The following is a 15,239-nucleotide window of genomic DNA, read 5'->3' on the forward strand; positions in this document are numbered from 1 at the left end:
CGGTTGACTGAAAATACGCGCTGCAGGAACGAGGCGTCGTCGCCGGTGGTGAGCGAGGGTGTCACGCGGGGCTGCAGAACGGAATAACCGCTGATCACGCGGCCGGATTTTGCCCTGTAGATCGGACGATTGAGCGGATGCACCAATTTGCCCGCAAGGCGGTTGACCGAATCCGGCGTCAGGCGCGTATCGGAATCCAGCGTCATGACAAACTTGATGTCGGTCGGCACTTCCTCGTTGGAGGGGAAGTAGGTCGTATCCTTGTCGCCCCGCAATAGGAGATTGAGTTCGTGCAGCTTGCCGCGCTTGCGCTCCCAGCCCATCCAGCAACCCTCCTGCGGGTTGTAAAGCCGCTTGCGGTGCAGGAGGAAGAAGCGGGGATTGGCCTGCGTATAATGTTTGTTGAGTGCGGTGATCTTCTCGCGCGCATAGTCGAATATGTCGAGATCGTCGTCGGTCTGCTCGTACTGGCTGTCCTTCCAGTCGGTCAGCAGCGCGAAATAGACTTCACCCCGCGGATTCGTGAGATAGTGGACTTCGAGATTTCGGATGTGCTCGTCGACGGAATCGCGCGAGGTAATCAGAGTCGGCACAGCGACAAGCGTCTTTGCCTCCGGCGGCAACCCGTTCTTGTACTCGAAGCCAATCAGCCGCGTCGGCGGCATGAACATCGGTATGATCCAGTTGACGAAGCCGTTGGCCGTTTCCATAGCCGGAAAAACGGCAAGCACCGTGAAGAGCAGCGTCATTCCGTGCGACAGCCCGGCGTGCCGCAGCCAATAGTGGATCAGCAGCAGGATGACGATCGAGAAGAACGAGGCCGGTATCCATAGTCCGGCAAGTCCGAGCCTGCGGTAGAAGCGCACCCAGCGTTCGAGCACCGTCGGCGAATAGCTGCATTTTGCCTCGAGCTCAGGCCGGCCGTCGCCCGCGAGGTAGTAGCCGACATCGCGCTTGCGCTGCTCGGTAACACCATCATCACCGCCGGTCTCTTCGGCGCTCTTGTGCGCAAGGTCGAGTGCCTCGAGGGTGATGTCCTGCTCACTCTTGCCAGAGCGGCGTGCAATTTTTTCGATGGCAACGCGGTAGGCGTTGCGGGAATGGAAATCGAGGGCATCGAAATTCGAGTTTTCACGCATCACGGCGTCAACGCCGCTAACCGTTTCGAACCACGTGATCCAGTCCACGTCGTCGATGGACTTGAGGCTGCGGATCAGGTTGCCCATGGTCACGCCGCCGGTGGACTGGCGCGTGTGCTCCTGGATGATGGCGTCTTCGGCGTCGCTGCCGTTCTTTTCGAGCTCTTCTTCAAGCCAAGCGACCGCGGCGCCCGAATGGGTCGCGCCGCCCCGCAGGCGATAGAGGAGATGGGTCGCGAAAGTGCTGTCGCGTGCCGCCGGCGCATATTGCGCTAGTAGCTGCGGCAGCGCGTCCTTGTCCGCGAAGAGCGTAATCTCGTCCGCAACGGTATTGGCAAAGGCGCGCATGCGGCGGGCGCGCTCGACGCGCAGCGAGAGCCTGCGGGCGTTTTCGATAAGGATGAAGCGTACGGCGGACGGCAATGCCCACAATTCGCCGATATGCAGCGGCTGGACCGTCTGAAAACCTTCGACGATGGCGCTGAGGCTGTTCAGCGAGAATTGGCTGTCCGTATGGGCGACGTAGAGCCAGGCCAGTGCCATGACGCGCGGGATGCTGGGATTGTTGGCGAGTGGAGGCAACTGCCGGAAGAACTTCTTCGGTAGGTCGCGCTCAACCTGCTGGATGTTCTGATCAACGAGATAATAATTGTCGAGCAGCCATTGCGCCGCCGGCGTAATCGTTTCTCCCTTGCGTGCCGCGGCATCGGAAGAACGGTAGGAATGCAGGATGAGCTTGGCGTTCTCGACCGTGCGCTGTTCGAAAACGATGGGTTCATAGTCGGGCAGGCGGACATCTTCGCCCTTCGCTACCCGCGCTCCAAGTTCCCTTAGGTCATCGATCGATTTGTAATGGGCCCTGATAGGGTTCGGCTGGGCGGAAAGAACCTGGCCGGCAGTTTTTTTCTGGGACGTGAATGCTTGAATCAAACTCAGTGCGGGCATTTGCCATCATTTCGGTTGGAAGAAATAATCTTCGGATTGCGGCACAAGGTTCGTTCCGGGATCGCTCCCCTCACGAACAGTTTACGATCTAATCGGCTCAAGGCAATGAGGCCAGAAGCACTTTCGCCTCTAGCGATCAGTTTTGATGAAAATGAGTCAGATTTCCATTAGGCTTTTGACGTAGTTCACCCAGGAAATGCAAAAAGCGCCTTGTCTCCGGCCCGAGCGAAAAGCAACAGAAAAGACCGGGATCGCGCGGATGCCGGCCTCACGGAAAACGTACTTGCTTCAATCGCGGGGAAATACGCGAAAATGTCTCGGCTTGAAAGCGATGCCGCTAAGCTCCGTTGCGGGATGGTCTGCGTCTATACCGATTTCGATGCGTTCATCGGCGCCAGCAATCAGGAGCTCGACGCGTCGCGTAGCGCCTACGCGGCGGCTCGCGACCACGGTCCCCGTGATGCACCCGTTCGAGCCGTCCAAGAGTTCGACATCGTGGGGGCGGAAATACAGCACGCCATCGCCGTCCGGGCGGTCGGTATGAAGCCCAAGCGACTTGTCGCCCGCCCATACCGTTCCATTCTCGACACGAACTGGAAAGCGGCTAGATTCACCGATGAAACCATAAACAAAGGGCGAGTTGGGCTTGTCGTAGACCTCGTCCGGCGTACCCACCTGCTCGATGCTACCTTGGCTCATCACCACGACGCGGTCGGCGAGTTCCAGTGCCTCATCCTGATCATGCGTCACGAAGACGGTGGTATGCTTGGTCTTGTCATGAATCTCGCGCAGCCAGCGGCGCAACTCCTTGCGTACTTTGGCGTCAAGCGCACCAAACGGCTCGTCCAAGAGCAGTACCCGCGGCTCGATCGCCATGGCACGGGCGAGGGCGACGCGCTGGCGCTGGCCCCCTGACAACTGAGCGGGATAGCGCTTCTCGAGACCGGACAGCTGGACGAAATCGAGGAGTTCCGACGAACGGCGCCGAATCTCGTCCCTGCTTGGACGTGTGTTGGATGGCCGCACCTTCAGGCCAAAACCGACATTGTCGATGACCGTCATGTGCCGAAACAAGGCATAATGCTGGAAGACGAAGCCGACATTGCGCTCCTGAACCGACTTCAGCGAGGCGTCTTCGTCGCCGAAGAAAACCTTGCCTTCGGTCGGGGATTCGAGCCCTGCGATCAGGCGCAGAAGGGTCGTCTTGCCCGACCCCGAGGGGCCGAGCAGGGCGATAAGTTCACCCGACTTTATCTCAAGTGAAACGTCGTGCAGCGCCGGAAAGCGATCGAATTCCTTGCGCACACCACTTACGCGAACATCCATTTCAAATCCTCTCAGTGTCCGCTTGCCGCACGCAGCTCCGCGCCGTATCGCATCTCGAGCAGAGACTTGAGAATCAGCGTGACCAGCGCCAGAAGCGCCAGAAGCGAAGCCACCGCAAACGCAGCGACAAAATTATACTCGTTGTAAAGAATTTCGACATGCAGCGGCATCGTATTGGTCAGCCCGCGAATGTGGCCTGATACGACGGACACGGCGCCAAATTCCCCCATGGCGCGGGCGTTGCACAAAAGCACGCCGTAGAGCAAGCCCCATTTGATGTTTGGCAACGTCACATGCCAGAAAGTCTGCCAGCCATTGGCCCCGAGCGAGAGCGCTGCTTCCTCGTCGGTCGTTCCCTGATGCTGCATCAAGGGGATCAATTCACGGGCAACGAAGGGGAAGGTGACGAAGACCGTGGCAAGGACGATGCCGGGCACTGCGAACAGGACCTCGATGCCGTGTGATTTCAGCCATGGCCCGAGAAAGCTGTGCGAGCTGAAGAGCAGCACGTAAACGAGGCCGGAAATGACCGGTGACACCGAAAATGGCAGGTCGATGAGCGTCGTGAGGAATGCTTTGCCCTTGAATTCGAACTTCGCAATGGTCCATGCGGCAATAACGCCGAAGACCAAATTGAGTGGCACTGCGATCGCGGCCACGAGCAGGGTCAGGCGTATGGCCGCACGCGCATCAGGCTCCACCAGGGCCGTCAAATATTCCAAGGGCCCCTTCCTGAACGCTTCGACGAAGACTGATACGAGCGGCAGAACGAGGAATAGCCCAAGAAATATTAGCGTGATGCCGATCAGCGCATAGCGTGCCCCGCGACTCTCGGTCGTGGCCGGATGCCAAGCCGCTGCCGCGGGGGCTGCCGTCTGGGGCAGATCATGTACCATAGCCATACCTTCTGCGACTCCATGCCTGAATGAGATTGATGATGAAAAGCATTGCGAACGAGATCAAAAGCATGATGGCCGCGATGGCCGTGGCGCCCGCATAGTCGAATTCCTCGAGCCGGATGACGATGAGCAACGGGGCGATCTCCGAGACATAAGGCAGGTTGCCGGCAATGAAGATCACCGACCCGTACTCGCCCACGGCGCGGGCGAAGGCCAGAGCGAAGCCTGTGAGGATGGCCGGTTGGAGACCCGGTAACAGCACACGGGTGATCGTCTGAAAACGATTGGCGCCCAGCGTTGCCGCTGCTTCTTCCACCTCCTTGCGGATCTCCTCCATCACGGGCTGAACGGTCCGGACGACGAAGGGCAGGCCGACGAAGATCAACGCAATCGTGATACCGATCGGCGTAAAGGCGACCTTTATGCCGAGCGGATCCAGCCAGCGACCGATCCAGCCGTTCTTGGCGTAGAGCGACGTGAGGGCGATGCCGGCGACGGCCGTTGGTAAAGCAAAGGGCAAATCGACGATCGCGTCTATGATACGCCGCCCTGGAAAACGGTAGCGCACGAGCACCCAGGCGACGACGACACCGAACAGGACGTTGATCAGGGCGGCGACGAAGGCCGTGCCAAAACTGATCTTGAGTGCGTTGACGGTGCGGGGATCGATCGCGACATGCCAGAGCCCGGCCCAGCCAAGGGATGCGGAACGCCATGCGAGACCGGTTAAAGGAATAAGTACAATCAATGCGAGGTAGGCAAGAGTGAAGCCGAGTGTCATTCCAAATCCCGGAATGACACTCGGCCTCTTAAACCGCCAACCCGCTTTCGCCAGGTTGGAAATCATGCTGTTACTGTTTCGGCTTGTAAATCTGGTCAAACGTTCCGCCATCTCCGAAGTGATAGGGCTGCGCTTTGGCCCATCCGCCGAAGATAGGATCATCGATCTTCACCAGTTTCAACTCCGGCAGTTTCTTGATCAGGTCGGGAGCGACGAGTTCCGGTTCGGCCGGACGATAGAAATGCTTGGCGGCGAGGGTCTGGCCCTCTTCGGAGTACAAGAATTGTAGATAGGCTTCAGCCGCCTTGCGCGTGCCCTTGGCATCGACATTGCCGTCGACAACCGCCACGGGCGGCTCGGCAAGAATGGACTGCGGTGGGACGACGATATCGAATTTGTCCTCGCCGAATTCAGCCAGCGACAGATAGGCCTCGTTCTCCCAGGCAAGCAGCACATCGCCGAGTTCGCGCTGGGCGAAGGTCGTCGTCGAGCCGCGGGCGCCGGTATCGAGAACAGGAACGTGCTGGAACAGCGTTGCGATGTATTCCTTGATCTTGGCTTCGTCGCCGCCGTATTGGCCATAGGCCCAGGCCCAGGCCGCAAGATAATTCCACCGGGCACCGCCCGACGTCTTCGGATTTGGCGTGATCACCTGTACGTCATCCTTGACGAGATCGCCCCAGTCCTTGATGCCCTTCGGATTTCCCTTGCGTACGAGAAAGACGATCGTCGAGGTATAGGGCGCCGAATTGTGAGGGTACTTGGTGCGCCAACCTGGGTTGATCTTCTTCGTCGCGTCGGCGATCGCGGTGATGTCACTTTCGAGCGCGAGCGTCACGACATCGGCGTCGAGTCCGTCGATCACTGCGCGGGCCTGTTTGCCGGAACCGCCATGCGATGACTGGATGGTGATCGTCTCGCCCGTGTCGGCTTTCCACTTTGCAGCGAATGCCGCGTTGAAATCCTTGTAAAACTCGCGGGTGGGATCGTACGAGACGTTAAGAAGGGTGGTGTCCGCGTAGGCAGCAGACATCGGCTGAACGGCGATCGTTGCCGTAAGCAACGCAGCCGCGAATGATAGGGAAAGTCGGGAACGTTTCATGCCTGCCTCCGTATGATTAGAACTGAAGCGTAGCAGAGGGCCCAAAATTAGGGGCGTTAGAAAGAATTCCTTTTATAGAGAAAAATTAGAATATTCTACCGGAACGCCATTAGACTACTGAAACAGTCGTCTAATTGGCCGGAGCATAGGATTTCGGACTGGCTGCGCGATATTGGAAAATAGGGAACAGTTGCGCCCATTCCGAGGCCATCCTGAAAAATCATACTATCGTGGAATAGTTGTCTAACGCGGTGCGGAGAAGCACAAGGGCCGGTTGGATCCTCGAGTCAAGCCCGAGGATCCATCGCACAAGTTCTAGCGCGGACGCGCCGTGCTGTGGCTGCGGTAGGTGCCCTCAACCGTTCCGGCCTCGGCAACGTTGACGTAGCCGGCTGTCGACCGGGTTTCAGTAAATGTCCGCGTCTTGATCGGCACCACGAAGACGGCTGCCGTAAGAAGGGCGGTCGCAGCGATGGAAAGGCGGCGTTCTAGCCGTGAATTGATGATCATTGTCTCTTCCCTTCAATGAAAGTGCACGCGTTGCGGGCGGGAAATGATGTCGTCGATCGCGAATTTCGCAATCGGCAAAAGCACCTGGTCCAATTCGACAAGCGTTTCGGCAAAGGTGATCGCAGCGTTCTCCACATCCTCCTGGCGGGAAGGGCATGCCATGGCATTGAGGCAGGTTCGGGCCGTAACCATGTCACAATATTGTAGGCCGGCGATCAGCCCCAATGTCAGGCACTCTTCGCGGCATACATGGTGCGAGCCGAATGGAAACGTCTTCAATGGGCAAAGTGCGCAATGGCGCAACGTGCGGACGAAGAACGACAGCTCCGAAAGTGCCCGGTTGCCATTGCGGCTGCCGAGGAGCTCGCTATAGAGGCCGAAAGCCATTTCCCAGGCGATGACCGATCCGGTCTCGAACCCGGCCGTCCAGCGCCTGTATCCTTCGAGGACAAGCTTTTCGGGGGTGCGATCGAAATAGCAGCCGCTGCTGCCATGCGGTTCACTCAGATGTGGATGCATCGCCAGCCCTTTCGTGGTTGCGTATCGCGGCAAAAGGGGCTTTACGGCGGCCTGGAACGACACCTGCCAGCCGCTTCGGACTGGGACAGACAAGCAATTGCTGCCGGGGCAGCAAGGAAACCACGCGCAAGCGCGGCAGAAAAAGACCAATCATAGGGTCCTCCAATCGAAAGGGTTCAAGGCCCAGACATCAAAGGGATGCATCATGGGATGCCGGCGCACCTCGCGCCAATTCGCATAAAGGCTGGCGAAAATATCAAAGTCAAATACTAAATCTTTAAAACCTATAAAAATATCAATAGGTTAGAATTATTCTAGGAAATTATGAGTTTTTTAGTATACAAATGTTCGAATCGCACAGAATGTGGTATGGCATCCCCGTCAATGACGACGGGAATGCCGGCTCTCGCAGTCAACTTGCGATCAGGAGGCGCAGCTTTTTAAGGGCTGTATCCTTGCTTTCCTTGTAGTCGATGGTGCTCTTCAGCCTTCCATCGCGATCAAGGAGGATGACCGACGCCGTGTGGTCCATCGTATAGTCGCCGTTCTCGGTCGGCACCCTCCGCGCATAGACCTTCCACGCCTTGAGAACTTTCTCGATCTCGTCCGGCTTACCGGTAATGCCAGTAATCCTGTCGGTGAACGCAGATGCATAACCCTTCATCACCTCGGGCGTGTCACGTTCCGGATCAACGGAGATGAAGAACACACGCAGATCCTTGCCATCGTCACCCAACTCCTTCAGCCAGCCCGACATCTCAAAGAGGGTCGTCGGGCAGACTTCGGGACAATGGGTAAAGCCAAAGAAGAGCACGCTCGGGTGTCCCTGAAAGGCGGCTTCGGTGATCGGCGCGCCATTCTGGTCGGTAAGATTGAAAGGTGCGCCAAGTTTCACGCCCTCGGCCTGACTGCCGAACCGCGTGTTGGCATAGGTAATAACCAAGAAGAGCGAGAGGACGGCTATGACCGCCCAGAGTCCGTAGCGTAGCAGCCGAATTCCCATCATCAATGACCCATGTCGGTTGCGTTGGCCGCGCCAACCATCAATTGCAGTTCAACTTTGCCCGCCTTGGCGAACTCGAGGGTGACAGGGACCATCTCTCCCTCCTTGAGCGGCGACTTGAGGCCCATCATCATCAGGTGAATATTGCCAGGAGCGAGCTTAACCGTTTCGCCCGCCGGAATCTCCAGACCGTCCTTCAACTGGCGCATCTGCATGACGTTTCCGTCCATCTTCATTTCGTGAACTTCAATGCGGGCCGCGATTGGGCTCGAACCGCCGATCAGGCGGTCTGCTTCTTTCGATCCGTTGGTAATCGTCACATAACCGCCGCCAACCTTGGCTCCGGGCAGAGTGGCGCGGGTAAAGGCGTCACTCAAGGTAAGGTCGCCTGCCTTTACAGGTTCCATTGCGCTGTCATCGGTCATTTCCGCGCCAGCCTTCATGGCGGAATGATCGTGGGCCGCGGCGGCAAAGGCAAATAAAGCAGATACAGCTACGGCCGCTATGATTCTGGAAATGGCGTTCATGGGAAGTCTCCAGTTCAGATTTCAAGAGAATACACGTTTAAGTCGCGAGGGCATGCGCGTTAGCAACTGGTCAATGACGAGCATCGCCAGGATAGCGAATCCCGTAAGGGGAAAGAGCACACCGAAGCCGAGAATGATCAGGGTCAGGATCGCGAAAACGCTTCCTTGCGATGGCATGGGCGGCACACCAAGCCTGCCTGAGGGGCGGCGCTTCCACCACATGACGACTGCTGCGACCGAGCTCAGAATGATGGCAACACAGGTCGCCAGCATGACAATCTGATTGGCAAGGCCAAAGTATTCGCCCTGGTGCACATTGATACCGAACTCGATGGCCTTGGCACCTGCACCGTAATCCGCAAACTTAACGTCGACGATGGGCCTGCCAGTGTACTGGTCGAAATGGATGGTACGCTCCTGGGCAATATCATTCGGGAAAATGGCAGCGGTAAAGACGCCGTTCTTGCCCGATGGCAAAGATACCTCGAACCCCGGCGCGATGCCTGCAGCCTTGGAAGAGGCGACGATGCTGTCGAGCCCCACGGTTGCTGCATTTCGGCCTGGCGAGGATGTCGGTACCGGTGCGTTCTCGACCGTCCAACCGGTATTGGTCAGGACATCCTTCGTCGGAACCTCCGACGTCGGCACGTCATCCCAAAGTTGCGTGGGATAGCCGAGGCCGGCGGCGGAAATCGTCGTATTGAGCTTGTCGCCCCAATAGCCCGACCAGGGTATGCCCGAAATGGCGAGGAAGAAGATCAGCGCCCCCGCACCGGCGCCGGTGACGGCGTGAAGATCGCGCCAGAACACGCGCTTGCCCGGTGTACCGCGCACGCTGATGACTCCTCCGGTTTGCTGGCGCGGCCACCAGAGATAAAAGCCGGTCACGACGAGGATGAGCGCAAGCCCGCCGACGGCCTCGACGATGCGATTGAACGCGAAGCCGAAATATTCAAGGCTGTGGATCTTCTTGACGACCCAGTTGAATTCTTCTTTTTGTCCGACCTTGCCGAGGACTGCACCAGAATAGGGATCGACAAAGACGAGGACCTTGCCGGCTTTGGTGCCGACGGTGACACGTGCGGATTGGCTCGGTTCCGCTGGTGCGCGATAAAGCAAAACCTTTGAACCCGGCACTGCCGCCCTGGCATTCTCAGCGAGGAGTGAAGGCGCTATCGCCTCGCCCCTCGGTTCGACGACATTGCGGTAGGCGAAGACCGTATTGTCGATCTCGTCCTTGAACAAATAGAGGCTGCCGGTAACGGCAAGGTTGAGCATGAAGGGGATGACCAGAAGCCCGGCAAAGAAATGCCAGCGCCACACGGCCCGGTAGAGTGATAGGCTGATCGTATTGGGCTTTTCGGAAGCCACGCTCGAAATGGTCATAGGTGATCCGATCGTCTGACGACAAATATGACGGGTTGCGGCACAGGCCGTCGTGACGTGCCGCTAAGGCACGAAGATATGTCAGGCGAGGGGTGGGGCTTGCGGCGGCGCCGATGGCGGATAAAGGCTGCGCGCAATCAGGATTGCTTTGCGCTCGGTCGCAAGTGATTGAGCCGGCTGGACTTTGGCGCCGGATACAAAAGGCGGTACCGGGAGGATAAACGATACTGAAAGCCGGCAAGCCTCGCAGCCCGTGCCATGCCAGCTGCTCTTGTGGTGGTCGTCCTGGTCGCCGCTGCCGGGTAGGCAGAGGACAGGAATGGTGCCGTCCGGCAGTGTATAGGCCGCAAGGTCGATGGGATCGGCGTCGGCGACAATCGGTTTATGTGCGAAGGCAACGAATACCAGCGCAATGGCGCAGAGCATGCGCAACGCCAGTCGCCAATCTTGCCAAATTCCGCGCATTAGTGCCTCGATTCCAGTTCGAGGCAATGAAATACATCAGTGTCGTTTCGAAATCTATGCGGCAAAGCGACTGCGATATCAGCGGGCTTCAATCTCGATCAGCCAGGCGTGGTCGGGCACGCGGACGAAGTTAAGCTTTTCGCCGCGCGACAAGTGAACCACATCGTCGATCCCGAGTGCTTCGCCTGCTTCGAGCTCGGCAACGGATCGAAGGAGAAGCAATGTCTCGGTGGCGCCGGCAGTGACGTTCCGTTCGCCGAGCCGCGTAACGCACGCCACAAACCTGCCGCGGCGGACCATGACGTTGAGATCGGTTACCGGATCGATCACGTCGGCACGCGTCGGTATATCGCCGGCAAACTCTGCAGCTGGCGACCTCGAGCCAAGCCTTACGGGCTCATCGTCACCCACCTGCAAATCCATTGCACCGTCGAGCACTGCCAGAACCCTGTCGATGCCAGCGAAGCTGGAAAAAGGGCCGGAGTCCGGCACCTTCGCCATGCTGATGCGCCAGTCGAACGTGTCGATCGCAGAACCCACGGGGGCAATTGCGATTTCGGTGGTCACGCCAGCACCGTTCTTCCACGGCATGCGTTTGTGCTGGCTGGCGCGCAGAATACGCATTAGCCGAGAATACCGGGCAGATTGAGCCCCTTCTCCCTCGCGCATTCGATGGCGATCTCATAGCCCGCATCGGCATGGCGCATCACGCCTGTCGCCGGATCGTTCCAGAGCACACGCCCGATGCGCTCTGCCGCGTCGTCCGTGCCGTCACAGCAGATCACCATGCCGGAATGCTGCGAATAGCCCATGCCGACGCCGCCACCGTGGTGCAGCGACACCCAGGTCGCGCCCGATGCAGTGTTGAGGAGCGCATTGAGCAGCGGCCAGTCGGACACGGCGTCCGAGCCATCCTTCATCGCTTCCGTTTCGCGGTTGGGTGAGGCGACCGAGCCTGAATCGAGATGGTCGCGGCCGATCACGATCGGCGCCTTCAATTCGCCATTTCGCACCATTTCGTTGAAGGCGAGGCCGAGGCGATGGCGGTCGCCAAGGCCGACCCAGCATATACGCGCCGGCAGGCCCTGGAAGGCGATACGCTCGCGCGCCATGTCGAGCCAGTTGTGCAGATGCGTGTTGCCAGGCGTGAGTTCCTTTACCTTGGCATCGGTCTTGTAGATATCCTCCGGATCGCCGGACAATACCGCCCAACGGAACGGGCCGATGCCGCGACAGAAGAGAGGGCGGATATAGGCCGGAACGAAGCCCGGGAAGGCAAAGGCGTTTTCAAGACCTTCGTCCTTGGCGACCTGTCGGATGTTGTTGCCGTAGTCGAGAGTCGGAATGCCTTGATCCCAGAAGGCGAGCATTGCTTCCACGTGCACCCGCATTGAGGCGCGCGCTGCCTTCTCGACGGCTTTTGGGTCGCTCTCGCGCTTCTCGCGCCACTCGGCGAGGGTCCAGCCCTTCGGCAAATAGCCGTTGATCGGATCGTGCGCCGAAGTCTGGTCTGTCACCATGTCAGGCCGCACGCCGCGGCGTACCAACTCCGGCAGGATATCCGCTGTATTGCCGAGCAGACCAACGGATTTGGCTTCGCCGGCCTTGGTCCAGCGATCGATCATTTCCAGTGCCTCATCCAGCGTTTCCGCTTTGGCGTCGACATAGCGCGTGCGCAGGCGGAAATCGATCGAGTCGGGATTGCACTCGACCGCGAGGCAGCAAGCCCCGGCCATGACCGCGGCGAGGGGCTGCGCGCCGCCCATCCCGCCGAGCCCGCCCGTCAGGATCCACTTGCCCTTGAGATTACCGCCATAATGCTGCCGGCCCGCCTCGACGAAGGTCTCATACGTGCCCTGCACGATGCCTTGGGTTCCAATGTAAATCCACGAACCCGCGGTCATCTGGCCGTACATGGCAAGACCCTTCTTGTCGAGTTCATTGAAGTGATCCCACGTTGCCCAGTGCGGCACGAGGTTCGAATTGGCGATGAGAACACGCGGCGCGTTGGCGTGGGTCTTGAACACGCCGACCGGCTTACCGGACTGCACAAGCAGCGTTTCATCTTCGTTGAGCGTCTTCAGCGTCGAGACGATCTTGTCGAAATCGTCCCAGGTACGCGCGGCGCGGCCGATGCCGCCATAGACCACGAGCTCGTTGGGATTTTCGGCAACGTCCGGATCGAGATTGTTCATAAGCATCCGCAGGGGCGCTTCGGTCATCCAGGATTTGGTGTTGAGTTCATTGCCCCGGGGACTGCGGATCTCCCGGATATTGTGCCTCGGATTGTTCATTACCTGCTCCCCAGTTTAATGGCAGTCTGTGCGATGATTTCGAGTATGTCCTTGAGGTGCTTACGCAATTTTTTGGCCTTGGCCTCGTCGTAAGCAAAGGGCGGCGCCTCGGTCGTCAAATGCGACGATTGGGTCAGCTCCATCTGGATGGCGTGAATGCTGGAAGAAGGCTTGCCATAGTGGCGCGTCGTCCAGCCGCCTTTGAATCGCCCGTTGATGACGGCGTCGTAACCCCGGGCCGCGAAGGCTACGCGTCCGACAGCGGAGGCAATTTCCGGAGAACAGCTCGCTCCCTCATTGGTGCCGATGTTGAAATCCGGCAGCTTGCCCTGAAACAAAAACGGAACATGCGAGCGGATCGAATGGCAATCATAGAGGATTGCCATGCCATGCGCCTTGCGCACCCGCTTGATCTCCTCCATCAACGCATCGTGATAGGGCCGATGGAATTGTTCGAGCCGGAGCTTAGTATCAGCGGGCGTCGGTTGCTCGCCGTCGCGCCAGATCGGCTTGCCGTCGAAATCGGTTTCCGGGATAAGCGCCGTTGTGTTCTGTCCGGGATAGAGGCTGCCGCCGGCGGGATCTCTGTTTGCGTCGATGACGTAGCGATGAAAGGTCGCCCTTACGGTCGAAACACCCGGCAGAAGTCCGTCATACAACTGGTCGACGTGCCAATCCGTATCGGCCAGGCGCTGGCCGTTCTCGTTGAGACGGGTCCATATTTCGGCGGGTACGTCGATCCCGGTATGCGGAAATCCGAGGATGATCGGCGACGATCCCGGTTTGACCTCGACAACACTCATAGGCCTGTATCCAGAGTTGGTAGAATATCGGCAGAGATCGCAGCATTAAGCTTGCCCGAGGCGACCAAGTCGCTCACGGCTTTGAGATCCGGCGCCATGTAGCGGTCGTCGTGAAGTGTCGGTACCGCCGAGCGGATAACGCCGTGGGCTCGGGTAAGTTCCGGGCTGGTTTGAAGCGGGCTGCGCAGGTCGATACCTTGGGCGGCAGTGAGGGCCTCGATCCCGATGATCGAGAAGAGATTGTCCGTCATCTGCAGGAGCCGGCGCGCGCCATGGCAGGCCATGGACACGTGATCTTCCTGGTTGGCCGATGTCGGGGTCGAGTCGACCGAAGCCGGATGCGACATCTGCTTGTTCTCGGACATGAGCGCGGCGGAGGTGACCTCGGCAATCATCAATCCGGAATTCAGGCCGGGCTTGCGAGCGAGGAAGGCTGGCAGGCCATAGCTCAATGCTGGATCGACAAGCAAAGCGATGCGGCGCTGCGCGATCGAACCGATTTCGCAAATCGCGAGCGCGATCTGGTCCGCCGCGAAAGCAACGGGCTCGGCATGGAAATTGCCACCGGAAACCACCGAACCATCGCTGAGGACGAGCGGATTATCCGTGACGGCATTGGCTTCGATTTCGAGTGTGCGGGCGGCCATGCGCAGAAGATCGAGGCACGCTCCGTCAACCTGCGGCTGGCAGCGGATGCAGTAGGGGTCCTGGACGCGCTCGTCGCCCTCGATGTGGCTCTCGCGGATCGGGGAATTCTCTAGCAACCGGCGCAGGGCAGCGCCGGTGTCGATCTGGCCGCGATGTCCGCGTAAGGTGTGAATATCGGAGTGAAAGGGGGCGGAGGAGCCCATGGCCGCATCGGTCGACAGCGCGCCAGTAACCAGCGCCGATTGGGCGGCGCGGTGGGCACGGAAGAGGCCGGCAAGGGCCAGTGCCGTCGAGACCTGCGTGCCGTTGATGAGCGCAAGGCCCTCCTTGGCCGCCAGAACGACTGGCCTGAGCCCGGCCTTGGCAAGACCTTCCGCGGCCGGCATCCGGCTTCCGCCGAAAACGACGTCGCCCTCGCCGATCATGGCTGCCGCCATGTGCGCGAGCGGGGCGAGATCGCCCGAAGCACCGACGGAGCCCTTTTCTGGGATGACGGGGATAACACCCTTATCGAGCATGCCCTCGATCAGGCTGATCAGATCGAACCGGACGCCGGAAGCGCCGCGCCCGAGCGAGATCAGCTTCAGCGCCATGATCAGGCGAACAATATTCTCCGGCAGAGGATTACCGACGCCACAGCAGTGGGAAAGGATTAGATTGCGTTGCAGCGTCGTCACATCGGCTGGCGCGACCTTGATGCTTGCAAGTTTTCCGAAGCCTGTGTTGATGCCGTAGACCGGAGCGTCGCCGCCGGCAATTTCAGCGATGCGTGCCGCTGCTGCCTCGATCCCGGTTCGGAACGACGGGTCGAGCCGCGCGGCTTCTCCTTGCCAATAGATTGTATCCAATGCTGAAATTGGCACGGAGCCGGGGTGGAGAACAATGGTCATTG

At 59.1% G+C, this 15,239-nt stretch carries 15 protein-coding genes; all 15 read right to left on the reverse strand.

Features of this window, described 5'->3' with window-relative positions:
* On the reverse strand, positions 1 to 2,084 hold a 2,084-nt coding region (locus tag AAAB35_RS25405; protein ID WP_340671109.1), incomplete at its 3' end, for a helix-turn-helix domain-containing protein.
* A 288-nt stretch (positions 2,085 to 2,372) separates the two neighbouring features.
* A complete protein-coding gene (locus tag AAAB35_RS25410; RefSeq protein ID WP_340671111.1) occupies positions 2,373 to 3,410 on the reverse strand; it encodes a sulfate/molybdate ABC transporter ATP-binding protein in 1,038 nt (345 codons plus the stop codon).
* A gap of 11 nt (positions 3,411 to 3,421) precedes the next feature.
* Positions 3,422 to 4,306 (reverse strand): sulfate ABC transporter permease subunit CysW, encoded by an 885-nt coding sequence (cysW, locus tag AAAB35_RS25415; RefSeq protein WP_340671113.1) that lies wholly within the window; start codon positions 4,304 to 4,306, stop codon positions 3,422 to 3,424.
* Positions 4,296 to 5,156 (reverse strand): sulfate ABC transporter permease subunit CysT, encoded by an 861-nt coding sequence (gene cysT, locus AAAB35_RS25420; protein WP_340671115.1) that lies wholly within the window; start codon positions 5,154 to 5,156, stop codon positions 4,296 to 4,298. Before cysT ends, cysW begins: the two co-directional genes overlap by 11 nt.
* Positions 5,157 to 5,160: 4 nt before the next feature.
* Positions 5,161 to 6,192 carry a sulfate ABC transporter substrate-binding protein gene (locus AAAB35_RS25425; RefSeq protein WP_340671117.1) on the reverse strand — a complete coding sequence of 344 codons (1,032 nt, stop codon included), beginning with the start codon at positions 6,190 to 6,192 and terminating at the stop codon, positions 5,161 to 5,163.
* A 315-nt stretch (positions 6,193 to 6,507) separates the two neighbouring features.
* Complete coding sequence (locus tag AAAB35_RS25430) at positions 6,508 to 6,702, reverse strand: hypothetical protein (RefSeq protein WP_340671119.1); 195 nt, start codon at positions 6,700 to 6,702, stop codon at positions 6,508 to 6,510.
* 12 nt (positions 6,703 to 6,714) lie between these two features.
* Positions 6,715 to 7,221, reverse strand: a complete 507-nt coding sequence (locus tag AAAB35_RS25435; RefSeq protein ID WP_340671145.1) for a hypothetical protein — start codon at positions 7,219 to 7,221, stop codon at positions 6,715 to 6,717.
* Positions 7,222 to 7,633: 412 nt separating this feature from the next.
* Positions 7,634 to 8,224 (reverse strand): SCO family protein, encoded by a 591-nt coding sequence (locus AAAB35_RS25440; RefSeq protein ID WP_340671146.1) that lies wholly within the window; start codon positions 8,222 to 8,224, stop codon positions 7,634 to 7,636.
* 2 nt (positions 8,225 to 8,226) lie between these two features.
* The gene (locus AAAB35_RS25445; RefSeq protein ID WP_340671121.1) at positions 8,227 to 8,751 is read right to left on the reverse strand and encodes a copper chaperone PCu(A)C; all 525 of its coding nucleotides are present in this window, start codon (positions 8,749 to 8,751) and stop codon (positions 8,227 to 8,229) included.
* Positions 8,752 to 8,772: 21 nt separating this feature from the next.
* Positions 8,773 to 10,137 (reverse strand): PepSY domain-containing protein, encoded by a 1,365-nt coding sequence (locus AAAB35_RS25450; protein ID WP_340671122.1) that lies wholly within the window; start codon positions 10,135 to 10,137, stop codon positions 8,773 to 8,775.
* 81 nt (positions 10,138 to 10,218) lie between these two features.
* Complete coding sequence (locus AAAB35_RS25455; protein ID WP_340671123.1) at positions 10,219 to 10,602, reverse strand: hypothetical protein; 384 nt, start codon at positions 10,600 to 10,602, stop codon at positions 10,219 to 10,221.
* A gap of 78 nt (positions 10,603 to 10,680) precedes the next feature.
* Positions 10,681 to 11,226 carry a HutD family protein gene (locus AAAB35_RS25460; RefSeq protein ID WP_340671124.1) on the reverse strand — a complete coding sequence of 182 codons (546 nt, stop codon included), beginning with the start codon at positions 11,224 to 11,226 and terminating at the stop codon, positions 10,681 to 10,683.
* Positions 11,226 to 12,896, reverse strand: a complete 1,671-nt coding sequence (gene hutU / locus AAAB35_RS25465; protein WP_340671125.1) for a urocanate hydratase — start codon at positions 12,894 to 12,896, stop codon at positions 11,226 to 11,228. Before hutU ends, AAAB35_RS25460 begins: the two co-directional genes overlap by 1 nt.
* On the reverse strand, positions 12,896 to 13,699 hold the full coding sequence (gene hutG / locus AAAB35_RS25470) for an N-formylglutamate deformylase (protein ID WP_340671126.1): 804 nt from the start codon (positions 13,697 to 13,699) through the stop codon (positions 12,896 to 12,898). The genes hutU and hutG overlap by 1 nt, the downstream gene beginning before the upstream one ends.
* A complete protein-coding gene (hutH, locus tag AAAB35_RS25475; RefSeq protein ID WP_340671128.1) occupies positions 13,696 to 15,237 on the reverse strand; it encodes a histidine ammonia-lyase in 1,542 nt (513 codons plus the stop codon). Before hutH ends, hutG begins: the two co-directional genes overlap by 4 nt.
* Positions 15,238 to 15,239 lie beyond the last annotated feature (2 nt).

Source organism: Phyllobacterium sp., from assembly GCF_037994425.1.
Classification (GTDB): Bacteria; Pseudomonadota; Alphaproteobacteria; order Rhizobiales; family Rhizobiaceae; genus Phyllobacterium.